This window comes from Ancylobacter novellus DSM 506, assembly GCF_000092925.1.
GTDB lineage: Bacteria > Pseudomonadota > Alphaproteobacteria > Rhizobiales > Xanthobacteraceae > Ancylobacter > Ancylobacter novellus.
The window spans coordinates 1684630-1707920 of sequence record NC_014217.1 but is presented as its reverse complement, the minus strand read 5'-3'; the positions used below and the strand labels follow the sequence as shown (position 1 = coordinate 1707920).

Here is a 23291-nt window from a genome sequence, read left to right as displayed (position 1 = left end):
CCGCAAGAAACCGAGCGGCCAGAAGGCCGAAGCGAGCCAGCCCATGACCATTCCCTTCGCCCGTCCGCGTGCCGTCCCCACCGAGCCTTCGGCTCGGCCCGACGTCACGTCCCGGCTCGACCTGGCGCAGCGCCCCCGGCGCAATCGCAAGTGCGAATGGACGCGCAAGCTGGTGCGGGAGAACACGCTGACCGTCTCCGACCTCGTCTGGCCGGTCTTCGTGATGGACGGCAAGGCGACGCGTACCCCGGTCGGCTCCATGCCGGGCGTCGAGCGGCTCACCGTCGACGAGGCGGTCCGCGAGGCGGAACGGGCGGCGAAGCTCGGCATCCCGGCTATCGCGCTGTTCCCCTACACCGATCCGTCCTTGCGCACCGTCGACGGGCGCGAGGCGCTCAACCACGACAATCTCGTCTGCCGCACCCTGCGGGCGATCAAGGACGCGGTGCCGGAGATCGGCCTCATCACCGACGTGGCGCTCGACCCCTACACGAGCCACGGCCATGACGGGCTGCTCGATGCCGAGGGCCGCATCCTCAACGACGAGACGGTGTCCGTGCTGATCGAGCAGGCGCTGGTGCAGGCCGAGGCCGGCGCCGATGTGATCGCCCCCTCCGACATGATGGACGGGCGCGTCGGCGCCATCCGCACCGCGCTCGACGCCAGCGGCCATGTCGAGGCGCAGATCCTCGCCTACAGCGCCAAATACGCCTCCGCCTTCTACGGCCCGTTCCGCGACGCGGTCGGCTCGTCCGGCTGCCTCAAGGGCGACAAGCGCACCTACCAGATGGACCCCGCCAACGGCATCGAGGCGTTGCGCGAGGCCGCGCTCGACATCGAGGAGGGCGCGGACATGCTGATGGTCAAGCCCGGCCTGCCCTATCTCGACATCGTCTACCGGCTGAAGGAGACCTTCGGCCTGCCGACCTTCGCCTATCAGGTCTCCGGCGAGTACGCGATGATCGAGGCCGCCGCCCGCAATGGCTGGATCGACGGCGAGAAGGCGATGATGGAGAGCCTGTTGGCCTTCAAGCGCGCCGGTGCCGACGGCGTGCTCACCTATTTCGCCCCACGCGTCGCCGAAAAGCTCGCCCGCGAGGCCTGAACCGCTCCACGGGCGCTGACATGCCGGTTCCCGCTGTCCGAACCGGCCTCATCGTCTGCCTCCTTCTTTTTGCCGTCCTGATCCTTCTGCCCGGCTGCGGCTCGGTGATCGACGCCGACCAGTCGCGGATCTGCCGCGCCGTGGCGCCGGCGCTGGAGGCCGAGGACGCGACCATCGCCGAGATCGCGCTGAACCCGGTGCCGGGCGAGGCCACGGCGCTGCGCTACAGCTATCGGGCGCAGGGGCCACAAGGCACCGCACCGCATTGGATCGTCTGCCGCTTCGCCGCGCAGACCGGCGTCGAACGCTTCGACCTCGTCGCCGTCGATACGGACCGCGGCCCTCTGAGCGACATCCGGCTCTACATCCTCGAACGCTGGTGGCTGGAGGATCTCGGCCCGGAGACGGCGCGTCCGCCCTGGTTCACGCTCGACCGCGCGAGCGCCTATTGGCTGCAGCAGGTGCTGGGCGGCCTCGTCATGGCCGGCGTCTACGGCCTCATCGCGGTGGGCTTCGCGCTGGTGCACGGGCTGTTCGGTCGGATCAACCTCGCCTTCGGCGAGATCGCGGTCGCCGGCGGCACCTTCATGCTGATCGCGGTCGGGGTGGCGAGCCTCGAGGGGCGGCTCGGGCCGACGGCGCTGACGCTGGCGCTGCTCGCCGGCATCGCCGCGGCCGCGCTGCTGAGCTGGGCGATCGGGCAGGCGGTGATCATGCCGGTGGCGACGCGCTCGACCTCGCCGCAGCCTATGCTCATCGCCACCATCGCCACCGCCATCGTGCTGGCGGAGGGTTTGCGCATCACATCAACAGGCCGGATCAACTGGCTGCCGGCGCTGCTCAATCGACCGATCTATATCGCCGGCAAGGAAGGTTTCGTCGCCACCGCGACGCCGGCGCAGTTCCTCGCCGCCGGGCTGACGCTGAGCGGAATCTCCGCTCTGCTGGGGCTGATCGCGTTCTCCCCCTTCGGGCGCGCCTGGCGCGCCTATGCGCAGGATCCGCTCATGGCGGCGCTGCTCGGGGTGCGCGTACCGCTGCTGCGCGGGGCGACCTTCGCCCTCGCCGGGGCCTGCGCCGGGCTCGCGGGATGTGCCGTCGTCATCGCCTATGGCACGATTTCGCCGGGCGATGGCCTGTCGATCACGCTCAAAGCCTTGATTTCGGCGATTATTGGCGGCATTGGCTCGGTGCCGGGCGCTTTTCTCGGCGCCGCCCTCGTCGCCGGCGTCGAAATCGTGTGGTCCTCGGCCTTCGATATCGCGTATCGCGATGTGGTGATCTACTCCCTCCTGGCAGCTTTCCTCGTGCTGCGGCCGGGCGGTATCCTCAATCGTGCGGCATCCTCGCCGCGAGAATTCTGAGTATCTCTATGACCCTGCCCGTCTCTCCCGCCGACGTCGCCGCCGCCCGCAAGGTGCTGGACGGCGCGGTGCTGCGCACGCCCACGCTGCCGGCGCCGCGCCTCTCGGCGATTACGGGCGCCCATGTGTTCGTCAAATATGAGAACCTCCAGGTCACGGCGAGCTTCAAGGAGCGTGGTGCCCTGAACAAGCTCGCCAGCCTGTCGCCGCAGGAGCGGGCGGCCGGCGTGGTCGCGATGTCGGCCGGCAATCACGCGCAGGCGGTTGCCTACCATGCGGCGCGGCTCGGCATCCGCGCCACCATCGTCATGCCCAAGCACACGCCGATCGTGAAGATCGCCGCGACGGAAGCGCATGGCGCCCGCGTCGTGCTGCACGGCGAGTCGGTCGGTGACGCCAGCGAGGAGGCCGACCGCATCGCCCGCGAGGAAAACCTCGTCTGGGTCCACCCTTATGACGATCCGCACGTCATCGCCGGCCAGGGTTCCATCGCTGCCGAGATGCTCGAAGACGCGCCCGAGCTCAACGCCCTGCTGGTGCCGGTCGGCGGCGGCGGGCTGATCTCCGGCATGGTCGTGGCTGCCCGCGACCTGCGCCCGGACATCGAGGTCGTCGGCGTCGAGACCAGCCTCTACCCCTCGATGTGGAACGCGCTTCACCAGCAGTCCCTGCCCTGCGAGGGCGCGACGCTGGCCGAAGGCATCGCCGTCAAGCAGGCCGGCACGCTGACCCGCGAGATCGTCTCCGCCCTCGTCTCCGACGTGGTGCTGGTCGACGAGCCGACCATCGAACGGGCGGTCAACCTGTTCCTCACCCAGCAGAAGACGCTGGCCGAGGGCGCCGGCGCCGCTGGCCTCGCCGCGCTGCTCGCCGAGCCGGAGCGCTATCGCGGCCGCAATGTCGGCCTCGTCGTCTCCGGCGGTAACATCGATCCGCGCATGGTCGCCTCGATCATGATGCGCGAGCTGGAGCGCGAGGAGCGCATCGTCTCCTTCCGCTTCTCCATGCTCGACCGCCCGGGCGAACTCGGCATCATCTCGACACTGCTCGGAAGCCTCGGCGCCAACATCCTGGAAGTGGAGCACAAGCGGCACTTCCTCGACGTGCACGCCAAGGGCGCGCGGCTCGACGTGACCGTGGAGACGCGCGACCGCGCTCATGCCGAGCATGTCTACCGGGCGCTGATCGCCGAGGGCATGGATGTGACCCGCATCGACTGGCACAATGGCGGCTGACGCTCTTGCTGGCGGCGCCGGCGGTCACTACGTGCAGGCGCGAGGAACCGAGCGATGACCGACAGCCGCCCCTATGACGAGCCCAATCCTTATGGCGGATCAAAGCCCTATGCTTATGACCCGCTGACGGAGCCGGAATATTTCCACGGCGTTCTCTTCCGGCGCTTCATCGCCTTCCTGATCGACGCCCTCATCATCTGCGCGCCGATCGGCTTTGCGGCGGTGCTCATCTTCGTCTTCGGCTTCCTCACCTTCGGGCTGGGCTGGTTCCTGTTCAGCCTGCTCGGACCCGCCTTCGTCATCTGGGCGCTGGTCTATTCCGGCCTGACCCTCGGCGGGCCCCGCTCGGCGACGCTCGGCATGCGCGCGATGGGGATCGAGATGCGCCTGTGGTACGGCGCGCCGATGTATCCGTTGCTGGCGGTGGTCAGCGTGGTGCTGTTCTGGGTCGCGGCGAGCGTGCTGACCCCGCTCGTCGCCATCGTCGGCCTGTTCAACAGCCGGCGCCGGCTGCTGCATGACCTCATCATCGGCACGGTGGTGACTAACAACGAGGAGCGCGCCGCCTCGTTGCGCCGCTACCGCTGACACGAAATCGGGAAAGGCCGCATTCGGCTTTGACGTCGAGGCCGCCACGCGCGATCCTTGGCGCAGCTGTTACGTGAAGCACCCGTGACCGAACACCCTCGCGATACGCCGCAATTCTATCTTACCGCCCCGTCGCCCTGCCCTTATCTGCCGGGCCGTTCGGAGCGGAAGGTGTTCACCCATCTGGTCGGCGAGCGGGCGACGCAGCTCAACGACGTGCTGACCCATGGCGGCTTCCGCCGCAGCCAGTCCATCGCCTACCGCCCCGCCTGCGAGCAGTGCCGCGCCTGCGTCTCGGTGCGCGTGTGCGTGGAGGATTTCCGCGAGACCCGCAGCTTCCGCCGGGTGCTTCAGGCCAATGACGACCTCATCGGCGACATCCGCGCCGCGGTGCCGACCGCCGAGCAATATTCGCTTTTCCGCGCCTATCTCGACAGCCGCCACAGCGACGGCGGCATGGCCGACATGACCGTGCTCGATTACGCCATGATGGTCGAGGACAGCCATGTCCGCACGAGGCTGATCGAATATCGCCGGCGCGGCCCCTCCACCGCCGTCAACGGCCGGGGACAGGGCTCGCTCTACGCCGTCGCGCTGACCGACGTGCTCGCCGACGGCCTGTCCATGGTCTACTCCTTCTACGAGCCCGACGAGCCGGCGCGCTCGCTCGGCACCTTCATGATCCTCGACCACGTCGCCAAGGCGAAGGCGATGGGGCTGCCCTACGTCTATCTTGGCTACTGGGTCGAGGGCTCCGAGAAGATGAACTACAAGCGCCGCTTCCTCCCCCAGGAACGCCTCGCCCCCGCCGGCTGGCTGCGGGTCGAGGAATAGCCTCCCCCTCCCGGATGTCATGGCTCTGTGACACGGCGGCTCTAGCACAGTGGAACGCCTCCAAACTGAGGCACCCCTTTGCCGGAGCAAACCGCCATGACCGACGACACGATCGATCCCGCCACGCTTGAGTCGCCGTTCCGCACCAGCCTGCTCGAAGAGGCCGAGGGCGACGGCAGCAACCCGACCGCCAACCCGACCATGGGCGAGCTGATCTCCGTGCGCTTCTCGCGCCGCGGCCTGCTCAAGGGTTCGCTCGCGGTCTCCGCCATCGCCTCGACCGTGGGCCCGATGGCGCTGCTCTCGGCCGAGAAGGCCAAGGCCGCTGGCAACGGTTCCGCCTTCACCTTCGTCGAGGTCGAGGCAGGCGTCGACCAGACCCATCACGTTGCCGAGGGCTACACCGCCGAGCCGCTGCTGCGCTGGGGTGACGCGCTGTTCGTCGACTCGCCCGAGTTCGACCCGAAGAACCAGAGTGCCGAAGCCCAGCGCAAGCAGTTCGGCTACAATAACGACTATGTCGGCTTCATCCCGCTCGACGGCTCGGCCGAGCATGGCCTGCTGGTGGTGAACCACGAATACACCAACGAGCACCTGATGTTCCCCGGCATCGTCAGCGTCGCCGAGGGCAAGCTGAAGGTCGCTCCCGCCGATCTGAAGCGCGTCGACATCGAGATGGCCGCGCATGGCGGCACCATCGTCGAGATCCGCAAGGTCGATGGCAAGTGGCAGGTCGTGCGCGAGGGCAAGCTGAACCGCCGCATCACCTCGACCACGCAAATGCAGGTGACCGGCCCGGCCGCGGGCCACGACCGCCTCAAGACCAACGAGGACCCGACCGGCACCAAGGTGATCGGTACCCTCAACAACTGCGCGGGCGGTGTGACCCCCTGGGGCACCTATGTGATGGCCGAGGAGAACTTCCACGGCTACTTCCTCGGCAAGCTGCCGGAGGGCCACAAGGAGGCGGCGAACTACAAGCGCTACGGCGTGCCGGATTCGACCTATGAGTGGGGCAATTTCTACGACCGCTTCGACCTCGCCAAGGAGCCGAACAGCCCGAACCGCTATGGCTGGATCGTCGAGGTCGACGTGAACGACCCGAATTCGGTGCCGAAGAAGCGCACCGCGCTCGGCCGCTTCAAGCATGAGGGCGCCGAGTCGATCGTCGCCAAGGATGGCCGCGTCGTGTTCTATCTCGGCGACGACGAGCGCTTCGACTATGTCTACAAGTTCGTCACCGCCGGCACGTTCAACCCGAACGACCGCGCCGCCAACATGAACCTGCTCGACGAGGGCACGCTCTACGTCGCCAAGTTCGATGCCGACGGCTCGCTCAACTGGCTGCCGCTGGTGTTCGGGCAGGGCCCACTCACCGCCGCCAACGGCTTCAACAGCCAGGCCGACGTGTTGATCGAGACCCGCCGCTCCGCCGACCTGCTCGGCGCCACCAAGATGGACCGTCCCGAGGACATCCAGCCGAACGGTGTGAACGGCAAGGTCTACGTCATGCTGACCAACAATACGAAGCGCAAGGACGACCAGGTCGACGCCGCCAACCCGCGCGCCAAGAACGCCTTCGGCCACATCATCGAGATCACTGAGGCGAACGGCGACTTCACCGCCGCCAATGGCAAGTGGGAAGTGCTGCTGAAGTGCGGCGACCCGTCCGTGGCGGCGGTCGGCGCCTCCTTCTCGACCGACACCAGCAAGAATGGCTGGTTCGGCATGCCGGACAACTGCGCGGTGGATTCGGCCGGCCGCCTCTGGGTGTCGACCGACGGCAACAACGCCAAGGAGACCGGCCGCACCGACGGGCTGTGGGCGGTGGACGTCGACGGCGAGGCGCGCGCCACCTCCAAGCTGTTCTTCCGCGTGCCGGTGGGCGCGGAGATGTGCGGCCCGCTGTTCACGCCGGACGACCGCACCGCCTTCGTCGCCGTGCAGCACCCGGCCGATGGCGGCACCGACTGGGCGCCCTTCGGCCGCCCGTCCTATTACGAGGATCTCTCCACCCGCTGGCCGGACTTCAAGGACGACATGCCGGTGCGTCCGGCCGTCGTCGTCATAATGAAGCAGGACGGCGGCAAGATCGGTTCCTGACCGAGCTTCGGTGGCGGCCGGCCCATTCCTCGGGTCGGCCGGAGGTTGCGTTCCCCACGTCGGACCGAGACTAACTGGCCGCCGGTTTCAACGCCGGCGGCCTTTTCATGCAAAGCGATTGTTGCGCGGAAAGCCCTTGGGCGGCAGGCGGCCGGCGGCGGCGCGCTCGCCCCGCCATTCGGTGAGGTCGGTCACCGTCCACGTGCGGCCCGACGTGTCGGTCCAGGTCAGGCCGTCGGCGGCGCTGAATACCTTCACGTCGCTCATCTGCCCGTCCTTGTAGCGCTGCAGCCGCACGCCGCGCCCGCGTGTCATCTCCGGGATCTGCGACAGCGGGAACACCAGCAGCTTGCGGTTCTCGCCGATCACCGCGACGCTGTCGCCGATGGCGGGGATCACCTTCACCGCATCCTGCCCGTCGACGCCGAGCACCTGCTTGCCCTTGCGGGTATTGGCGACGCACTCGTCCTCGGCGACGAGGAAGCCCCTGCCCTCCTTCGCCGCCACCAGCAGCTTGCGCCCGCCCTGATAGGGCAGCACGTCGACGATGTCGGCTTCCTGTTCCAGCTCGATCGACAGGCGCAAAGGTTCGCCATGGCCGCGCCCGCCCGGGAGCTTGGAGGCGTCGAGCGTGTAGAAGCGGCCATTGGTGGCGAAGACCAGCAGCTTCGCCGTGGTCTCGGTGAAGAAGCTGATCCTGAGCTCGTCGTCGCCCTTGAAGGCGAGCGCCGAGAGATCGGCCACATGCCCCTTCAGCGCGCGGATCCAGCCCTTTTCGGAGACGACGACGGTGATGGGCTCGCGCTCGACCAGCGCTTCGCTCACCGCGTCGGCGTCATGCGCCGCCGCCTCGCCGAAGCCGGTGCGGCGGCGGCCGAGCGGCGTGTCGGGGCCGAAGATCTTGCGCGTCTCGCCGAGCTCCCAGGCTACTGTCTTCCATTGCCGTGCCTCGGAGCCGAGCAGCTTCTCGATGCCGTCCTTCTCCTTGGACAGCGCGTCGTGCTCCTTGCGGATCTCGAATTCCTCGAGCTTGCGCAAAGAGCGCAGCCGCATGTTGAGGATCGCCTCGGCCTGCACGTCGGTGAGCTCGAAGGTACGCATCAGTTCGACCTTCGGCTCGTCCTCCTCGCGGATGATGCGGATCACCTCGTCGAGGTTGAGATAGGCGATGAGGTAGCCGCCCAGCACTTCCAGCCGGTGCTCGATCTCCTTGAGCCGGTGGCGTGAACGGCGCAGCAGCACCTCGCGGCGATGGTCGACCCATTCGCGCAGCGCCTCGGCAAGGCTGACCACCTTCGGCACCTGGCCGCCGACCAGCACGTTCATGTTGAGCGGAAAGCGGGTCTCCAGTTCGGTGAGCCGGAACAGGCTCTCCATCATCAGCTCAGCGTCGACATTCCTCGCGCGCGGCTCCAGCACGAGACGGACGTCCTCCGCGCTCTCGTCGCGCACGTCGGCGAGCAGCGGGAGCTTCTTCTCGTTGAGCAGGTCGGCGATCTTCTCGACTAGGCGCGACTTCGGCACGCCGTAGGGAATCTCGGTGACCACCACGACATAGGTGCCGCGCCCGGTCTCCTCCTTGTGCCAGCGCGCGCGCAGGCGGAAGCCGCCGCGGCCCGTCGCATAAGCGTCGGCGATGGAAGCCGGGGATTCGATGACGACGCCACCGGTCGGGAAATCCGGCCCCTTCACGAACTGGAGGAGATCGTCAGTGGTCGCCTGCGGGTTGTCGATCAGGTGCAGGCTGGCATCGATCAGCTCGGCGGCGTTGTGCGGCGGGATTGAGGTCGCCATGCCCACCGCGATGCCGGTCGAGCCGTTGGCGAGCAGGTTGGGGAAAGCGCCGGGCATGACCACCGGCTCTTCGGTGGTGCCGTCATAGTTCGGGCGGAAATCGACCGCGTCCTCGTCGATGCCGTCGAGGATGAGCCGCGCCACCTCGGTCAGGCGCGCCTCGGTGTAGCGCTCGGCAGCGGCGTTGTCGCCGTCGATGTTGCCGAAGTTCCCCTGCCCGTCGACCAGCGGGTAGCGCTGGGAGAAATCCTGCGCCAGGCGCACCATGGCGTCGTAGATCGCCATGTTGCCGTGCGGGTGGAACGAGCCCATCACGTCGCCGACGATCTTGGCGCTCTTGCGGAAGCCGCCGCCGGGATCGAGCCGTAGCAGGCGCATGCCATAGAGAATGCGCCGGTGCACCGGCTTCAGCCCGTCGCGTGCGTCGGGCAGCGCCCGGTGCATGATGGTGGAGAGCGCATAGGCGAGGTAGCGCTCCTCGAGCGCCGCCTTCAGCCCGATCGGTTCGATCGTGCCGTCATCGGTCGGAATCGGTGGCTCTCCCATGCTCACTGGCTACATCGAAGCGCCGTCGGGAACAAGACGCGAACGACCGTCCCTGTGCGCTTTGCGCGGCGATTGCTGCCCGCTCATTTTCGCGCCGAGGTTGCGACAAAATGCGCCACTACGCCGTTGGGTGGAGAAACTGCGAAACGAAGCTCCCATACGCCGTGCATCGCATGCACGCATATGAGTCAAACTCGTTCATTATCAATAACATAAAGGATTGGATACAATCATTGGTTTCGCTTGGGTTTCGTTCGACATGAAACGACACTAGTTTGATTTTCGAATTAAATTATAGGCAAATACCACCCGCGGGAGTATTGTTCTCCTCACGGCTGTTCGGGGGGAGAGTCGCGATGAAAACAGTGCTCGCTGCCATATTGGCGGGCGCTCTCGCGGGGCTGTACGCGGTCCCTGCCAGCGCCCAGACGCCAACCTATCATTATCTCGGCCTCACCAAGGCGGCCGCTCCGCCGGTCGCGTCGTCGACCGGCCATGTCGGCTGGACGAATGTGTGCCGGGAGCGCTCCGTCGTCAGGCGCGATGCGTTGGGCCGTACCGTCTATCTCCAGGTCCCCATGTGCAACATGGTCTGGATCGGCAGGCGGTACTTCCACAACGGCAACTACTACGCCGACCCGACCTTCGCGACGCTGCTCTACTGAGCGGCGGTGCGGCGCAGCGCCAGCAACAGGGCCGCACGGGATTCCGGCATTGGTATCCCGCGCGGCTCGAACACGCGCCGGGCGAGGAAATGCCCGGTCAGGTCGAAGGCGGCATCGACGTCGCCTGGCGACGGCGGCTCCGCGACCTCGCCGATCAGGAAATACGGCAGGTTCAGCAGCTGCGCGCGCCAGGGCTCGCCGGCGTCGCGGCTGACCGCTCGGCCGGATTTCGGCGAGACATAGAGCAGGTCGTTGCGCCCGCCGGTGGCGGCGCAGCTCTCCAGGTCGAGCCCGAAGCCGAGCTCGGACAGCATCATCAGTTCGAAGCGCGCCATCATCATGCCGGTGAGCCGCGGCTCGTCGAGATGCTCGACCATGGCGGTGAGCACGTCGTGCAGCTCCGGATGTGGATCGCGCTCGGGCAGCATGCGGATGAGGCTGCCGATATGGCTGAGGGCGAAGGCCGAATGCGCCGCGCCCATCAGCCGGCCCGCGCGGGGCGTGGTCACTTCCAGCGCGAAGGTCCCGAGATGCTCGTCGAGCCGCGCCCGCCATGTGGCCTGCACGCCATTGCCGGGCTGAAGCGCCGCCGCCTGCCGGCGCGAGCCGCCGCCGCGCACGAGGCCGAGATGGCGCCCATGCGCGGCGGTCATCAGCTCGACGATGGCATTGCCTTCGCCATGCCGGCGCAGGCCCAGGATGATGCCCTCGTCGGACCACTCCATGGCGGCCTCAGTCGGATTGCGGGAAGTCGAGCCCCATCTCGCGGTAGCGTTCGGGGTCGTCGGCCCAGTTCTCGCGCACCTTCACGAACAGGAACAGGTGCACCGGCGCCTCGACGATCTCGGTCAGCTCCTTGCGGGCGGCCATGGAGATCGCCTTGATGGTTTCGCCGCCCTTGCCGAGCACGATCTTCCGCTGGCTCTCGCGCTCGACGAAGATGGTCTGCTCGATGCGCACCGAGCCGTCCTTGCGCTCCTGCCAGGAGTCGGTCTCCACCGTCGAACGGTAGGGCAGCTCCTCGTGCAGTCGGTGGAACAGCTTCTCGCGCGTGATCTCGGCGGCCAGCGAGCGCATCGGCGCGTCAGAGATCTGGTCCTCGGGATAGAGCCAGGGACCGAGCGGCAGGGTCTGCGCAAGCCATTCGCGCAGCTCCTTGAGGCCGTCGCCGTTCTGCGCCGAGACCATGAACAGCCGGTCGAAGCTGATGAGTTCGGCCACCTTGGCGGCGAGTTCCAGCAGGCTGTCGCGCTTAACGAGGTCGATCTTGTTGAGCAGGATCGCCCGCGGCCGCTTCACGTCGGCGAGCCCCTTGATGATCGCCTCGACATCCTCGGTCATGCCCGCACGGGCGTCGACCAGCAACACGACGGCGTCGGCGTCGCCCGCCCCGCTCCAGGCCGAGCGCACCATCGCCTTCTCCAGCCGGCGCTTGGGCGCGAAGATGCCGGGCGTGTCGACGAGGATGATCTGCGTCGTCCCTTCGAGCGCGATGCCGCGCACCAGCGAGCGTGTCGTCTGCACCTTGTGCGAGACGATGGACACTTTGGTGCCGACGAGGGCGTTGGTGAGGGTCGACTTGCCCGCGTTCGGCGCCCCGATGAGGGCGACGAAACCGCAGCGCGTGTCGCCGATAGGCTCGTTCATGCAGTTACTCGTTCGAGAAAGGCGGCAGCAGCGGCCTTCTGGGCCACCTGCTTCGACGGTCCGGTCGCCTCGATCGCCGTATAGCCCGGCAGCTCGACGGCGATGCGGAACTCGGGATTATGATCGGGGCCCGAACGTTCCACCAGCCGATAGTGCGGCGGCGGCAGGCCGCGCCCCTGCGCCCATTCCTGCAGCGCGGTCTTAGGATCGCGGGCCGAGCTTCCCGGCGTGGACAGGCGGGGGCGCCAGAATTTCTCGACCATGGCCTCGGCGGCTTCGAAGCCGGCATCGAGATAGACCGCCGCCAGCACGGCTTCGGCCACATCCGCGAGGATCGCCGGCCGCTCGCGCCCGCCGGTGCGGTCTTCGCCGGGGCCGAGCCGGATATATGGGCCGAGATCCATCGCGCGGGCGACCTCGGCGCAGGCCTCCTCGCAGACGAGATCGGCGAGGCGCCGGGAGAGTTCGCCCTCCTCCGCATTGGGATAGGCGCGGTAGAGCATGTCGGAGACGACGAGCCCCAGCACATGGTCGCCGAGGAATTCCAGCCGCTGATAGGAGCGCACCCGCGCCTGCGAACCCTGCGCGCCGGTGACGGAGCTGATGTGGGTCAGAGCCAGCCGCAGATGCGCGCGGCTGGCGAAGCGGTGCCCGAGCGCGGCTTCCAGCGCGTCGAGCCCGGCCTCGTCGTCGCCGCGCGGCTCGCTGCGACCTTTGCCGCGCGTCATCGCACGAAGGAGAACAGGCGGTCCCAGCGCACCGTCCAGGGCCACTTCCAGAACTGCCAGGCGGCGTCGCCTTCCTTCACCGAGAAGAAGATGACCTGCGCGCGGCCGATGAGGTTCTCATAGGGCACATAGCCAACCTGGCTGAGCACGCGGCTGTCGGTGGAGTTGTCGCGGTTGTCGCCCATCATGAAATAGTGGTCGGCCGGCACCTTGTAGACCGGGGTGTTGTCGTAGAAGCCGTTGTCGACGAGGTCGAGCGTGTAATAGCTCACCCCGTTCGGCAGGGTCTCGGTCCAGCGTTTGACGCGCTCGACGCGCCCGCCGCCCTCGTCGTCCATCCAGTAGCCGGCGTCCTCGCGCTTCACGGCCTGGCCGTTGATGTGCAGCACGCCGTCAATCATCTGGATCTCGTCGCCCGGCAGGCCGATCACGCGCTTGATGTAATCGGTCGATTCATCGCGCGGCAGCTTGAACACCACGACGTCGCCGCGATTGGGCGTCGAGCCGAGGATGCGTCCGTCGAACAGCGGTGGCGCGAAGGGCAGCGAGAAGCGCGAATAGCCGTAGCTGAACTTCGAGACGAAGAGATAATCGCCGACGAGCAGCGTCTCCTTCATCGAGCCGGAAGGGATGTTGAAGGGCTGGAAAAGGAAGGTGCGGATCAGGATGGCGATCAGGAACGCCTGAATGATCACCTTGACGGTCTCGCCGAGTCCGCCTTCCTTCTTCTTCGGTTCGGTGGTCGAAGTCATGTCGCTTTCCGGTGCGCCTCGCGGCACGGCCAGCGCCTGCCATCGGCGCCCGTGCGGCTCCTATAGCCGCTCGCAGAGGCCGCGGCAACGCGCGCGGCTCACGATCGCACGAGCTTACGGATGGTCACGCGCCCTGCGCTTTCGGAACCGCACTGATGATGACGAAGGCCTGCGCCAGCGGGCCGTCGTCGGTGATGGTGAGGTCGATGCGCGCCTCGTAGCCGGCCGGGGTGATGGCGTCGAGCCGGGCGCGGGCGCCGCCGGTCAGCTCCATGGTCGGCCGGCCCGACGGCAGGTTGACCACGCCCATGTCGCGCCAGAACACACCCTGCGCCAGCCCGGTACCGAGCGCCTTGGCACAGGCCTCCTTGGCGGCGAAGCGCTTGGCGTAGCTTTCGGCGCGGCGAGCCCGACGGTCGGATTTGGCGCGCTCGATGGGCGTGAAGACGCGGTCGAGGAAGCGCTCGCCATGGCGCTCCAGCACCTCGGCGACACGCCGCGCATCGGTGATGTCGGAACCGATCCCGATGATCACGGCCGCCTCACGCCGCCCGCGGCGCGCCGATGCGGGCGCGCCCGCGCGCCATCGCCGCGCGCATCTGGCGGATGGCCTCCTCCAGCCCGACGAAGATCGCCTCGCCGATGAGGAAATGGCCGATATTGAGCTCGCGTACCGGCTCGACGGCGGCGATCGTCTCGGCGGTCGCATAGTCGAGGCCGTGGCCGGCATGGATCTCCAGCCCCAGCCCGGCGCCCTGCCCGGCCGCTGTCTTGAGCCGGGCGAACTCCGCCTCCGCTTCCGCCTGACGGCCGGCAGCGATGAAGTCGCACCAGGCGCCAGTGTGTAATTCGATCACCGCCGCGCCGATGTCGGCGGCACGGGCGATCTGGTCCTCGTCGGGCGCGACGAAGAGCGAGACACGGATGCCGGCCGCGCCCAGCTTCTCGACCTTGTGGGCGAGGTCGATGCCGCCGCCGATCACGTCGAGCCCGCCCTCGGTGGTGCGCTCCTCGCGCCGCTCGGGGACGAGGCAGCAGGCATGCGGCTTCAGCTCGATAGCCAGCGCCACCATCTCGTCGGTCGCCGCCATCTCGAAATTCAGCGGCGCGGAGAGCTGGCGCAGGCGGCGCATGTCGGCGTCGCGTATGTGACGGCGGTCCTCGCGCAGATGCGCGGTGATGCCGTCGGCGCCGGCCGCGCAGGCGAGCTCGGCGGCGCGCACCGGATCGGGCAGCAGCCCGCCGCGGGCATTGCGCACGGTGGCGACGTGGTCGACGTTCACGCCCAGGCGGATCGGCGAGACGGGATGGGTCATGGCGCTTACGCCTTCACGCCCTGGATGCCGCGGCTGCCGGGCTTGACGGGCGGCAGGGCGGCGAGCTCGGGCGGCAGAGCGTCGGCCGGATAGGCCGGGATGTTGAGCCTGGCCAGCGCGACCAGCTTCACGCCGAGATCGGCCTTGCCGTTGGAACGGTCGATCAGGCAGGCGGCACCGACGACGTTCTGCGAATGCTCGGCGATAGCCGCGAGGCATTCGCGCGAGGACAGGCCGGTGGTGACGATGTCCTCCACCATCAGCACGCGCGCATCCTCGGGAATGGTGAAGCCGCGCCGCAGCTGGAACTTGCCATCCTCGCGCTCGACAAACACCGCCTTGGCGCCGAGATGCCGCGCGGTCTCATAGCCCGGCACGATGCCGCCGACGGCGGGAGAGACGACATAGTCGATCTTGCCGAAGGCGGCCTCGGCCTTCTCGGCCAGCGCCTTGCACAGCCGCGCCGTGCGCACCGGATCCTGGAAGATGAACATCTTCTGCAGGAAGACCGGGCTGCGCAGGCCGGAGGAGAGGATGAAATGGCCTTCGAGCAGCGCACCGGCCGCGCGGAATTCGGCCACGACTTCGTCTTGTGTCATCGCGAGGACCGGGAGGATGTTGACGGGCGGCCGAGGTGATAACCGATCTTCCCGGTCGCGTCACGGCCGTTCCGCCCTGCCCTTAGGTCAGGCTCCGGTCGGCGGCAGGTCGCGCGGCACGCTGCGGACACGGGCGCGGACGCAGGCGAGCGCGGCCTCGCCGGCCAACTGCTCGACGCGCCCGCTGGCGGCCAGCAGGCCATCACCGGCGATACGGCCCCAGAATTCCTTGGCGACGCCTGAGACGATGCGGAAATTGGCCTGGAACTGCTCGGTCGCCATCGCGATCTCCCCTGATCGGCTTCGTGGGCTGACGAGGCAACGCCAAACAGGGTTAACGGTTCCCTACCCGTTCACCCTTTCCACACTTGAGACGACCGGGCGGGCGCGTAGGTCGGCGATGATGCCGTTGAGGTGCCTGAGGTCGTAGACGCCGATGTCGATGACCATGCGGTGGAAGTCCGCCGAGCGCGAGGACATGCGCAGATTCTCGATATTGCCGTCGCGCTCGCCGATCACCTGGGCGATCTGCGCCAGCGAGCCGGGCTCGTTAATCGCCACCACCACGATCTGCACCGGGAAACGCTGCGGGTCGTTCTCATCGACGTCCCAGCGCACGTCGAGCCAGCGCTCCGGCTCCTCCTCGAAATCCTGAAGAGCGGGCGACTGGATCGGGTAGACGGTGATTCCCTCGCCCGGCGTGAGGATGCCGACGATGCGGTCGCCCGGCACCGCGCCACCATTCGGCGCGAAGCGCACGGGCAATTCGCGGTTGATGCCGCGGATCGGGATCGCCGTCTTCGGGTCCGGGTCGCTCTCGATACCGGGGATCTTGAACTTGAGGCTCTGGCCCTGCTCAAGCTCGAACCAGCCCTCTCCCTTCGGCGCGGCCCGCTCCTCCGGTCGCGGGCCGGTCCATTCGGGGTAGATCGCCTTCACCACGTCGTCGGCGCGCATCTCGCCGCGCCCGACAGCGGCATAGACGTCCTCCAGCGAATGGCGCGCCAGCCTCCCGGCGGCAGCGGTGAGCTTCTCCTCGGAGAATGCCTTGCCGGCGCGCGCCACGGCGCGTTCGACGATCTTCTTGCCGAGCCCGGCATATTGGGCCCGCACCGCGGCGCGGGTGGCGCGGCGGATGGCGGCGCGCGCCTTGCCGGTGACGACGATGGATTCCCACGCCGCCGGCGGCGTCTGCGCATTGGAGGTGATGATCTCCACCTCGTCGCCGTTCTGCAACTCGGAGACCAGCGGCGAGATCTTGCCGTTCACCTTGGCGCCGACTGCGCGGTCGCCGACGCCGGTATGCACCGCATAGGCGAAGTCGATCGGCGTCGCCCGGCGCGGCAGGATGATCAGCCGCCCCTTGGGCGTGAAGCAGAACACCTGGTCGTGGAACAGCTCGAGCTTGGTGTGCTCGAGGAATTCCTCCGGGCTCGATCCTTCTGCCAGCAATTCGATGGTGCGCCGCAGCCAGGCATAGGCGCTGGAATCGCGGGTGAGCATGTCGGCGCCGTTGGCGTCCTTGTAGAGCGCGTGGGCGGCGATGCCGTATTCGGCGATCTCGTGCATCTGCCGGGTGCGGATCTGCAGTTCGACGCGCTGGCGCCCGGGGCCGACGATGGTGGTGTGCAGGGAGCGGTAGTCGTTCTGCTTGGGGGTCGAGATGTAGTCCTTGAAGCGACCCGGCACGAGCGGCCACCTGGTATGGACGACGCCGAGCGCGGCGTAGCACTCCTCGGTCTTCTCGACGAGGATGCGGAAGCCGTAGATGTCGGAGAGCTGCTCGAAGGCGATCGATTTCTGCTCCATCTTGCGCCAGATGGAATAGGGCCGCTTCTCCCGTCCCCTAACGACAGCCGACAGCCCCTTCTGAATCACGGCGTCGGACAGTTCGCGCTCGATCGCCGCGACCATCTCGCCGTTCTTCTCCTTCAGCACCTGCAGCTGGGTGCGGATGGACTCGTAGGCTTCCGGCGAGAGCTGGCGGAAGGAGAGGTCCTCCAGTTCTTCGCGCATGTCGTGCATGCCCATGCGGCCGGCGAGCGGGGCATATATGTCGAGCGTCTCCTGCGCGACGCGCGAGCGCTTCTCCTCCGGCACCCATTTCAGCGTGCGCATGTTGTGGAGGCGGTCGGCGAGCTTGACGAGGAGCACCCGCACGTCATCGGCGATGGCGAGCAGGAGCTTGCGCAGATTCTCCGCCTGCTTGGCCTGCTTGGAGACGAGGTCGAGCTTCTTGATCTTGGTCAGGCCCTCGACCAGCGCGCCGATCTGCGGCCCGAAGATGCGGTCGATCTCCTCGCGGGTGGTCTCGGTATCCTCGATGGTGTCGTGCAGCAGCGCCGCGACGATGGTGGCGTCGTCGAGCTTGAGGTCGGTCAGGATGGCGGCGACTTCGAGCGGATGCGAAAAATAGGGATCGCCCGAGGCCCGCTTCTGGGTGCCGTGGGCGCGCATTGCATAGACGTAAGCGCGGTCAAGCAACGCCTCGTCGGTATTCGGATTGTACCGGCGGACGCGCTCGACGAGCTCGTACTGCCGCATCATGACAGGGACTCGCGAGAATGGTCGGCCGAGCCGGCCGATCGGCTAGATATCGTCCGCAGATGCAGGCGAAGCAAGCTGCATGTCGCGGAAAAGGCACGCAAAACGAAAACGGCCCGGCACAGGGCCGGGCCGCTCGTCGTGATCGGTAACGCGATCAGCCTTCGTCGTCGTCGCTCGGCTCCGGCGGCACGAGGCCCTGCAGGCCGGCGAGCAGCTCTTCCTCGGTCATGCGGTCGAGCATGATGTCGGAATCGTCGGCACCTTCCGAACCGGACGAGGCGATCATCGGAACGGTCTCGGGCTCCGGCTCGTCCACCTCGGTGAACTTCTGCAGCGAATGGATCAGCTCTTCGCGCAGATCCTCCGGCGAGATCGTCTCGTCGGCGATCTCGCGCAGCGCGACGACCGGGTTCTTGTCGTTGTCGCGGTCGACGGTGATCGGCGAGCCGGATGCGATCGTGCGGGCGCGATGCCCGGCGAGAAGAACGAGCTCGAAGCGATTGTCGACCTTGTCGATGCAATCCTCGACGGTGACGCGAGCCATGCCTCGGCACTCCTGACGGTGTAAGGAAAGCGGGCTCCTTAAACCAATGGAGCTCCGAGGGCAAGGGTTTCACGCGTCGCGTGGCCTTCGCGCGTGCCCCGCGCCTCCATGACAAAACGGCGGACAACGGGTGCACGCGTCTCGCGCGCGCCACAAATGCGCTATGTCTATAGGCGGGGGCCGGCAAGTCGCATCGCGACGTGCCGCAACGCGTTTCAACCCCTCTGTTCGGGTATTGCCTAGTATGGTTCAAGGTATGGAAAAGATCGCCCTTTTCATCGATGGCGCCAACCTCTATTCCGCCACCAAGTCACTCGGATTTGATATCGACTACAAGCGCCTGCTGAAGGAATTCCAGGGCCGAGGCTACGTGTTGCGGGCGTTCTACTACACGACGCTGGTCGAAGATTCGGAATACTCCTCCATCCGCCCGCTGCTCGACTGGCTGGACTACAACGGCTATTCGGTCGTCACCAAGCCGGCGCGCGAGTTCACCGACAGCCAGGGCCGCCGCCGCGTACGCGGCAACATGGACATCGAGCTGGCGGTCAACGCCATGGAGCTCGCCGGCCATGTCGATCACATCGTGCTGTTCTCCGGCGACGGCGACTTCCGCTCGCTGGTCGAGGCGATCCAGCGCAAGGGCGTGCGCGTCACCGTCGTCTCCAGCATCCACACCCAGCCGCCGATGATCGCCGACGAGCTGCGCCGTCAGGCCGATGTGTTCCTCGATCTCGTCGACTTGCAGGGCCGCGTCGGCCGCGACCCGGCCGACCGTTCGGGCCGCATGCAGGAGACGCCGCGCTTCCTCGAGCGCCGCACGGCGCCGCCGGCGGCGGATGAGAACGACGAGATGTCGGACCAGTGAGCGCGCTGCGCGCCGCCGTCTTCGAGCCCCCCGCCCCGGTCGAGGCCGAGCCGGAGCGGGACTGCCCGTTCTGCCCGCGCCTCGTCGCCTTCCGCGAGCATTGGCGTGCCGCCGAACCGGACTGGCACAACGCGCCGGTGCCCTCCTTCGGGCCGGTGGACGGGCGGCTGCTCATCGTCGGGCTGGCGCCCGGCCTGCGCGGCGCCAACCGGACGGGGCGGCCCTTCACCGGCGACTATGCCGGTGAGCTGCTCTATTCGACGCTGATCAAGTTCGGCTTCGCTACCGGTGTGTTCGAGGCGCGGTCGGACGATTCACTCAAGCTCGCGGACTCGCGCCTGACCAATGCCGTGCGCTGCGTTCCGCCGGAGAACAAGCCGACCACCGACGAGATGCGCAATTGCCGGCCGTTCCTCGCCGCCACCATCGGCCTGCTGCCATCCCTCAGCGCCATCGTCGCGCTTGGCAAGATCGCGCATGACCAGGTGCTCGCCGCCCATGGCGAGAAGCTGTCACGCTACAAGTTCGCGCATGGCGCGGTGCACCGGCTGGGCGAGGTCGTGCTTTTCGACAGCTATCACTGCTCCCGCTACAACACGAACACCGGCGTGCTGACAACACCGATGTTCCATGCCGTCTTCGCCAAGGTGCGGGCGCATCTGGACAGCTTGGGCTAAGGCGCGACAGGCGCCCAGATCACGTCCTCGATCCGCCGCGCACCCGACGCCAGCATCACCAGCCGGTCGAAGCCGAGCGCGATTCCCGACGCTTCCGGCATGACCTTGAGCGCGGCGAGGAAATCCTCGTCGATCGGGTAGCGCTCGCCATAGATGCGCTCCTTCTCGTCCATCCATTGCTCGAAACGCCGGCGCTGCTCGTCGGCGTCGGTCAGCTCGCCGAAGGCATTGGCCAGTTCTACGGCGCAGACATAAAGCTCGAAGCGCTCGGCCACGCGCGGATCGGACGGCTTGGGCCGCGCCAGCGCCGCCTCCGAGATCGGGTATTCGCAGAGGATGGTCGGCCGGCCGAGGCCGAGGAACGGCTCGATCTTCTCCACCATCACGCGGGTGAAGACGTCCGCCCAAGTGTCGTCCTCGGCGACGCGGATGCCGGCGGCACGGGCGGCATTCCATAGGGCATCCCGGTCATTGCCGTCCTCGCCCACCGTCGCCATCAGGTCGATGCCGGCGAAGCGGATGAAGGCGTCCGCGACGGTGAGGCGCTCCGGGGCGAGGGCGACATCGCATGCCTGATCGCCATAGCGCCATGCCGTCGTTCCAACCGCCTCAGCCGTCGATACCAGCAGTTCGGCGCAGTCGGCCATCAGAGCTTCGTAGCCTTCATGGGCGCGGTACCATTCGAGCATGGTGAACTCGGGATGGTGCCGCCCGGTGCGCTCACCGTTGCGGAAGACGCGCGCCAGGGTGAACAGCCGCTGCTCGCCCGCCGCCAGCAGCTTCTTGGCGGTGAATTCCGGCGAAGTGTGCAGATAGCGCGTCGTCCGCGTGCCGTCCGGCCGCTCCAGTTCGGTGGCAAAGGCCTTCAGATGCGTCTCGTTGCCGGGCGAGACCTGCAGGATCGGCGTCTCGACCTCGATGAAATCGCGCGCGGCGAAGAATTCACGCAGCTTTCCCGCGATGCGCTGGCGCGCCAGCAGGAAGGGCCGGCGGTCGGCATGGACCGTAGGCGACCACCAGGGCGAGGCGGGAAGCGACATGACGCAAGGCTCCGGCAGATGTCGCGCTCGCGCGGCGGGGTTGGCGGAATAGAAGCGCGCTTGTATAGGAGGCGCCCGAAGGAATCCCCCGGTGTCCCGCGCGATGCGGCGCACCCAACAGCCAGAGGACCTCTATGGTCAAGGTCATCGCCAGCTCGCTGCGCAAGGGCAATGTGGTCGATATCGACGGCAGGCTCTACGTCGTGCTCACCGCCGAGAATATCCATCCCGGCAAGGGCACGCCGGTCACCCAGCTCGACATGCGCCGCATTTCGGATGGGACCAAGATCTCCGAGCGCTACCGCACCACCGAGCAGGTCGAGCGCGCCCATGTCGAGGACCGGCCCTACACCTTCCTCTACTCGGACGGCGAGGGCTACCACTTCATGAACCCGGAGACCTATGACCAGGTCGCGGTGCAGGCCGACGTGATCGGCGACCAGGCCGCCTACCTGCAGGAGAGCATGCAGGTCATGCTGTCGGTGCACGAGGGCAACGCCATCGCCATCGAACTGCCGCAGCGCGTGGTGCTCGAAGTCACCGAGACCGAGCCGGCGATGAAAGGCCAGACGGCTTCGTCCTCATACAAGCCCGCCATCCTGTCGAACGGCGTGCGCTCGGCCGTCCCGCCGCATATCGGCGTCGGCACCCGCATCGTGGTGATGACCGCCGACGGCTCCTATGTCGAGCGCGCCAAGGACTAAGCAGTCCTCGAATCGAGAATCAAAAAGCCCGGTCAAGTGCCGGGCTTTTCTTTTAGATTTTCGCTTTCCATTATCCGTCGTCCCGGACGGCCGAAGGCCGATCCGGGATCGCATGCAGGATGGAGAGCGATCCCGGCGCTATCCCCGATCGCGCATCAGCCGCTGCTTGTCGCGCGCCCAGTCCTTCTCCTTCAGCGCCTCGCGCTTGTCGTGCGCCTTGCGGCCGCGGGCGATGGCGAGCTCGACCTTGGCGCGGCCCTGCTCGTTGAAATAGATGCGCAGCGGCACCACGGTCATGCCCTCGCGCTCCACCGCCTGCCACAGCTTGGCGATCTCGCGCTTGTGCATCAGCAGTTTCCGCGGCCGGCGCGGCTCGTGGTTGAAGCGGTTCGCCTGCAGATATTCCGGGATGAAGGAGTTGTAGAGAATCGCTTCGCCGGTCTTGGCCGAGACGTAGCTCTCGGCCACCGTCGCCTTGCCGCCGCGCAGGCTTTTCACCTCGGTGCCGGAGAGCGCGATACCGGCTTCGAAAACCTCGCCGATCTCGTAGTCGAACCGCGCCCGCCGATTGTCGGCGACGACCTTCTTTGCCTGCGTCTTCTTCTCGGCCATCTCAATGCTCCGGAACGGAGCTGATGCCCCGATCCACTATCAGTTGATCAGTCCGGCGTGGCGCATGGCCTCGCGGACGGTCTCCTTGGTCTTGTCCGTCACCGGCACCATGGGCAGGCGCGCCTCGTCGGCGATCTTGCCCAGCACGCTCAGCGCATATTTGGTCGGGCTCGGGTTGGTTTCAACGAACAGTGCCTGGAACAGCGGGAACAGCCGGTCCTGCAATTCCAGCGCCTTGCCGTATTCGCCGGCGAGGCAGGCGTCCATCAGCTGCGAGCAGAGCTTCGGCGCCACGTTGGAGGCGACCGAAATGCAGCCGTCGCCGCCATGGGCCATGAAGCCGAGCGCGGTCGCGTCCTCGCCCGAGAGCTGGTTGAAGCTCGGCCCCATCGCCTGGCGCTGCATGGAGACGCGCGCGAGGTTGGCGGTGGCGTCCTTCACGCCGGCGATGTTCTCGAGTTCGAACAGCCGGGCCATCGTCTCCACCGACATGTCGATCACCGAGCGCGGCGGGATATTGTAGATGATGATCGGGATGCCGATCGCATCGTTGATGGCCTTGTAGTGCTGGTAGAGCCCTTCCTGGCCGGGCTTGTTGTAGTAGGGCGTGACCACGAGCACCGCGTCCGCGCCCGCCTTCTCGGCGTGGCGGGCGAGGTCGACCGCCTCGATGGTGTTGTTGGAGCCTGCCCCGGCGACCACCGGCACGCGGCCGGCCGCCTGCTGGACGGTAAGCTCCACCACGCGCTTGTGCTCCTCATGCGAGAGGGTCGGGCTCTCGCCGGTGGTGCCGACGGGAACGAGCCCGTGGATGCCTTCCTCGATCTGCCAATCGACCAACTCGCGCAGCGCTTTCTCGTCCACCACGCCGTCGCGGAACGGCGTCACAAGCGCCGTGAAGGATCCACGGAGGGGCAGCGAGTGGGGCATGGAGCGCTCCTGAGCTTCTCGTCATCGTCGCAGCGCGGCGGAAATGGCGCTGCAAAGGGGCCATGAGATATCGCGTCGGCGCCCGCGAAGGAA

Annotated in this window: 24 protein-coding genes; 10 read left to right on the top strand and 14 right to left on the bottom strand. The window is 67.3% G+C overall.

Annotated features, from left to right (window positions below; genetic code table 11):
- Positions 1 to 43 precede the first annotated feature (43 nt).
- From hemB to SNOV_RS08205, 6 genes are all read left to right on the top strand, one after another.
- Entirely contained in the window at positions 44 to 1105 is a 1062-nt protein-coding gene (hemB, locus tag SNOV_RS08230) for a porphobilinogen synthase (RefSeq protein ID WP_013166455.1), read from the top strand.
- A 20-nt stretch (positions 1106 to 1125) separates the two neighbouring features.
- The gene (locus SNOV_RS08225) at positions 1126 to 2469 is read left to right on the top strand and encodes a branched-chain amino acid ABC transporter permease (protein WP_013166454.1); all 1344 of its coding nucleotides are present in this window, start codon (positions 1126 to 1128) and stop codon (positions 2467 to 2469) included.
- Between the two features lie 8 nt (positions 2470 to 2477).
- A complete protein-coding gene (locus SNOV_RS08220) occupies positions 2478 to 3704 on the top strand; it encodes a threonine ammonia-lyase (RefSeq protein WP_013166453.1) in 1227 nt (408 codons plus the stop codon).
- 54 nt (positions 3705 to 3758) lie between these two features.
- Entirely contained in the window at positions 3759 to 4292 is a 534-nt protein-coding gene (locus SNOV_RS08215; RefSeq protein WP_013166452.1) for an RDD family protein, read from the top strand.
- A gap of 84 nt (positions 4293 to 4376) precedes the next feature.
- On the top strand, positions 4377 to 5126 hold the full coding sequence (locus SNOV_RS08210) for an arginyltransferase (RefSeq protein WP_013166451.1): 750 nt from the start codon (positions 4377 to 4379) through the stop codon (positions 5124 to 5126).
- Positions 5127 to 5222: 96 nt separating this feature from the next.
- On the top strand, positions 5223 to 7229 hold the full coding sequence (locus SNOV_RS08205) for a PhoX family protein (protein ID WP_013166450.1): 2007 nt from the start codon (positions 5223 to 5225) through the stop codon (positions 7227 to 7229).
- Positions 7230 to 7334: 105 nt separating this feature from the next.
- Here SNOV_RS08205 and parC read toward each other — a convergent pair whose 3' ends face one another.
- Positions 7335 to 9569 carry a DNA topoisomerase IV subunit A gene (gene parC, locus SNOV_RS08200; RefSeq protein ID WP_013166449.1) on the bottom strand — a complete coding sequence of 745 codons (2235 nt, stop codon included), beginning with the start codon at positions 9567 to 9569 and terminating at the stop codon, positions 7335 to 7337.
- Between the two features lie 356 nt (positions 9570 to 9925).
- Here parC and SNOV_RS08195 point away from each other — a divergent pair, with 356 nt between their 5' ends.
- Entirely contained in the window at positions 9926 to 10234 is a 309-nt protein-coding gene (locus tag SNOV_RS08195) for a hypothetical protein (protein ID WP_013166448.1), read from the top strand.
- On the opposite strand, the gene recO is transcribed toward SNOV_RS08195, so the two are convergent.
- From recO to rpoZ, 10 genes are all read right to left on the bottom strand, one after another.
- Complete coding sequence (recO, locus tag SNOV_RS08190; RefSeq protein WP_013166447.1) at positions 10228 to 10959, bottom strand: DNA repair protein RecO; 732 nt, start codon at positions 10957 to 10959, stop codon at positions 10228 to 10230. The genes SNOV_RS08195 and recO overlap by 7 nt on opposite strands.
- 7 nt (positions 10960 to 10966) lie before the next feature.
- Positions 10967 to 11881, bottom strand: coding sequence for a GTPase Era (era, locus tag SNOV_RS08185; protein ID WP_013166446.1), 915 nt, complete (start codon positions 11879 to 11881; stop codon positions 10967 to 10969).
- Positions 11878 to 12609 (bottom strand): ribonuclease III, encoded by a 732-nt coding sequence (gene rnc / locus SNOV_RS08180; RefSeq protein ID WP_013166445.1) that lies wholly within the window; start codon positions 12607 to 12609, stop codon positions 11878 to 11880. The genes era and rnc overlap by 4 nt, the downstream gene beginning before the upstream one ends.
- Complete coding sequence (gene lepB / locus SNOV_RS08175) at positions 12606 to 13361, bottom strand: signal peptidase I (RefSeq protein ID WP_013166444.1); 756 nt, start codon at positions 13359 to 13361, stop codon at positions 12606 to 12608. Before lepB ends, rnc begins: the two co-directional genes overlap by 4 nt.
- A 124-nt stretch (positions 13362 to 13485) precedes the next feature.
- On the bottom strand, positions 13486 to 13896 hold the full coding sequence (gene acpS / locus SNOV_RS08170) for a holo-ACP synthase (RefSeq protein ID WP_013166443.1): 411 nt from the start codon (positions 13894 to 13896) through the stop codon (positions 13486 to 13488).
- Positions 13897 to 13903: 7 nt separating this feature from the next.
- Entirely contained in the window at positions 13904 to 14677 is a 774-nt protein-coding gene (locus SNOV_RS08165) for a pyridoxine 5'-phosphate synthase (protein WP_013166442.1), read from the bottom strand.
- A 5-nt stretch (positions 14678 to 14682) separates the two neighbouring features.
- Complete coding sequence (gene pyrE / locus SNOV_RS08160) at positions 14683 to 15276, bottom strand: orotate phosphoribosyltransferase (RefSeq protein WP_013166441.1); 594 nt, start codon at positions 15274 to 15276, stop codon at positions 14683 to 14685.
- 87 nt (positions 15277 to 15363) lie between these two features.
- On the bottom strand, positions 15364 to 15558 hold the full coding sequence (locus tag SNOV_RS08155) for a CsbD family protein (RefSeq protein WP_013166440.1): 195 nt from the start codon (positions 15556 to 15558) through the stop codon (positions 15364 to 15366).
- A gap of 63 nt (positions 15559 to 15621) precedes the next feature.
- Positions 15622 to 17823: a RelA/SpoT family protein gene (locus SNOV_RS08150; RefSeq protein WP_013166439.1), complete on the bottom strand. Its 2202-nt coding sequence runs from the start codon at positions 17821 to 17823 to the stop codon at positions 15622 to 15624.
- A gap of 154 nt (positions 17824 to 17977) precedes the next feature.
- Entirely contained in the window at positions 17978 to 18367 is a 390-nt protein-coding gene (gene rpoZ, locus SNOV_RS08145; RefSeq protein ID WP_013166438.1) for a DNA-directed RNA polymerase subunit omega, read from the bottom strand.
- Positions 18368 to 18611: 244 nt separating this feature from the next.
- Here rpoZ and SNOV_RS08140 point away from each other — a divergent pair, with 244 nt between their 5' ends.
- Positions 18612 to 19235 (top strand): LabA-like NYN domain-containing protein, encoded by a 624-nt coding sequence (locus tag SNOV_RS08140; RefSeq protein WP_041782103.1) that lies wholly within the window; start codon positions 18612 to 18614, stop codon positions 19233 to 19235.
- Positions 19232 to 19912 carry a uracil-DNA glycosylase gene (locus tag SNOV_RS08135; protein ID WP_013166436.1) on the top strand — a complete coding sequence of 227 codons (681 nt, stop codon included), beginning with the start codon at positions 19232 to 19234 and terminating at the stop codon, positions 19910 to 19912. The genes SNOV_RS08140 and SNOV_RS08135 overlap by 4 nt, the downstream gene beginning before the upstream one ends.
- On the opposite strand, the gene epmA is transcribed toward SNOV_RS08135, so the two are convergent.
- Positions 19909 to 20952: an EF-P lysine aminoacylase EpmA gene (epmA, locus tag SNOV_RS08130; protein WP_013166435.1), complete on the bottom strand. Its 1044-nt coding sequence runs from the start codon at positions 20950 to 20952 to the stop codon at positions 19909 to 19911. The genes SNOV_RS08135 and epmA overlap by 4 nt on opposite strands.
- Positions 20953 to 21086: 134 nt before the next feature.
- Between epmA and efp the strand changes: the two genes are divergently transcribed.
- Positions 21087 to 21656, top strand: a complete 570-nt coding sequence (gene efp, locus SNOV_RS08125) for an elongation factor P (protein WP_013166434.1) — start codon at positions 21087 to 21089, stop codon at positions 21654 to 21656.
- Between the two features lie 138 nt (positions 21657 to 21794).
- Here efp and smpB read toward each other — a convergent pair whose 3' ends face one another.
- Positions 21795 to 22268, bottom strand: a complete 474-nt coding sequence (gene smpB / locus SNOV_RS08120; protein ID WP_013166433.1) for an SsrA-binding protein SmpB — start codon at positions 22266 to 22268, stop codon at positions 21795 to 21797.
- A 39-nt stretch (positions 22269 to 22307) separates the two neighbouring features.
- The gene (dapA, locus tag SNOV_RS08115; protein WP_013166432.1) at positions 22308 to 23198 is read right to left on the bottom strand and encodes a 4-hydroxy-tetrahydrodipicolinate synthase; all 891 of its coding nucleotides are present in this window, start codon (positions 23196 to 23198) and stop codon (positions 22308 to 22310) included.
- Between the last annotated feature and the right edge of the window lie 93 nt (positions 23199 to 23291).

Coding starts and splice junctions, on each gene's coding strand:
- hemB (WP_013166455.1), top strand. CDS start 44: ATGACCATTCCCTTCGCCCGTCCGCGTGCCGTCCCCACCGAGCCTTCG.
- SNOV_RS08225 (WP_013166454.1), top strand. CDS start 1,126: ATGCCGGTTCCCGCTGTCCGAACCGGCCTCATCGTCTGCCTCCTTCTT.
- SNOV_RS08220 (WP_013166453.1), top strand. CDS start 2,478: ATGACCCTGCCCGTCTCTCCCGCCGACGTCGCCGCCGCCCGCAAGGTG.
- SNOV_RS08215 (WP_013166452.1), top strand. CDS start 3,759: ATGACCGACAGCCGCCCCTATGACGAGCCCAATCCTTATGGCGGATCA.
- SNOV_RS08205 (WP_013166450.1), top strand. CDS start 5,223: ATGACCGACGACACGATCGATCCCGCCACGCTTGAGTCGCCGTTCCGC.
- parC (WP_013166449.1), bottom strand. CDS start 9,569: ATGGGAGAGCCACCGATTCCGACCGATGACGGCACGATCGAACCGATC.
- SNOV_RS08195 (WP_013166448.1), top strand. CDS start 9,926: ATGAAAACAGTGCTCGCTGCCATATTGGCGGGCGCTCTCGCGGGGCTG.
- recO (WP_013166447.1), bottom strand. CDS start 10,959: ATGGAGTGGTCCGACGAGGGCATCATCCTGGGCCTGCGCCGGCATGGC.
- era (WP_013166446.1), bottom strand. CDS start 11,881: ATGAACGAGCCTATCGGCGACACGCGCTGCGGTTTCGTCGCCCTCATC.
- rnc (WP_013166445.1), bottom strand. CDS start 12,609: ATGACGCGCGGCAAAGGTCGCAGCGAGCCGCGCGGCGACGACGAGGCC.
- lepB (WP_013166444.1), bottom strand. CDS start 13,361: ATGACTTCGACCACCGAACCGAAGAAGAAGGAAGGCGGACTCGGCGAG.
- SNOV_RS08165 (WP_013166442.1), bottom strand. CDS start 14,677: ATGACCCATCCCGTCTCGCCGATCCGCCTGGGCGTGAACGTCGACCAC.
- pyrE (WP_013166441.1), bottom strand. CDS start 15,276: ATGACACAAGACGAAGTCGTGGCCGAATTCCGCGCGGCCGGTGCGCTG.
- SNOV_RS08155 (WP_013166440.1), bottom strand. CDS start 15,558: ATGGCGACCGAGCAGTTCCAGGCCAATTTCCGCATCGTCTCAGGCGTC.
- SNOV_RS08150 (WP_013166439.1), bottom strand. CDS start 17,823: ATGATGCGGCAGTACGAGCTCGTCGAGCGCGTCCGCCGGTACAATCCG.
- rpoZ (WP_013166438.1), bottom strand. CDS start 18,367: ATGGCTCGCGTCACCGTCGAGGATTGCATCGACAAGGTCGACAATCGC.
- SNOV_RS08140 (WP_041782103.1), top strand. CDS start 18,612: ATGGTTCAAGGTATGGAAAAGATCGCCCTTTTCATCGATGGCGCCAAC.
- epmA (WP_013166435.1), bottom strand. CDS start 20,952: ATGTCGCTTCCCGCCTCGCCCTGGTGGTCGCCTACGGTCCATGCCGAC.
- efp (WP_013166434.1), top strand. CDS start 21,087: ATGGTCAAGGTCATCGCCAGCTCGCTGCGCAAGGGCAATGTGGTCGAT.
- smpB (WP_013166433.1), bottom strand. CDS start 22,268: ATGGCCGAGAAGAAGACGCAGGCAAAGAAGGTCGTCGCCGACAATCGG.
- dapA (WP_013166432.1), bottom strand. CDS start 23,198: ATGCCCCACTCGCTGCCCCTCCGTGGATCCTTCACGGCGCTTGTGACG.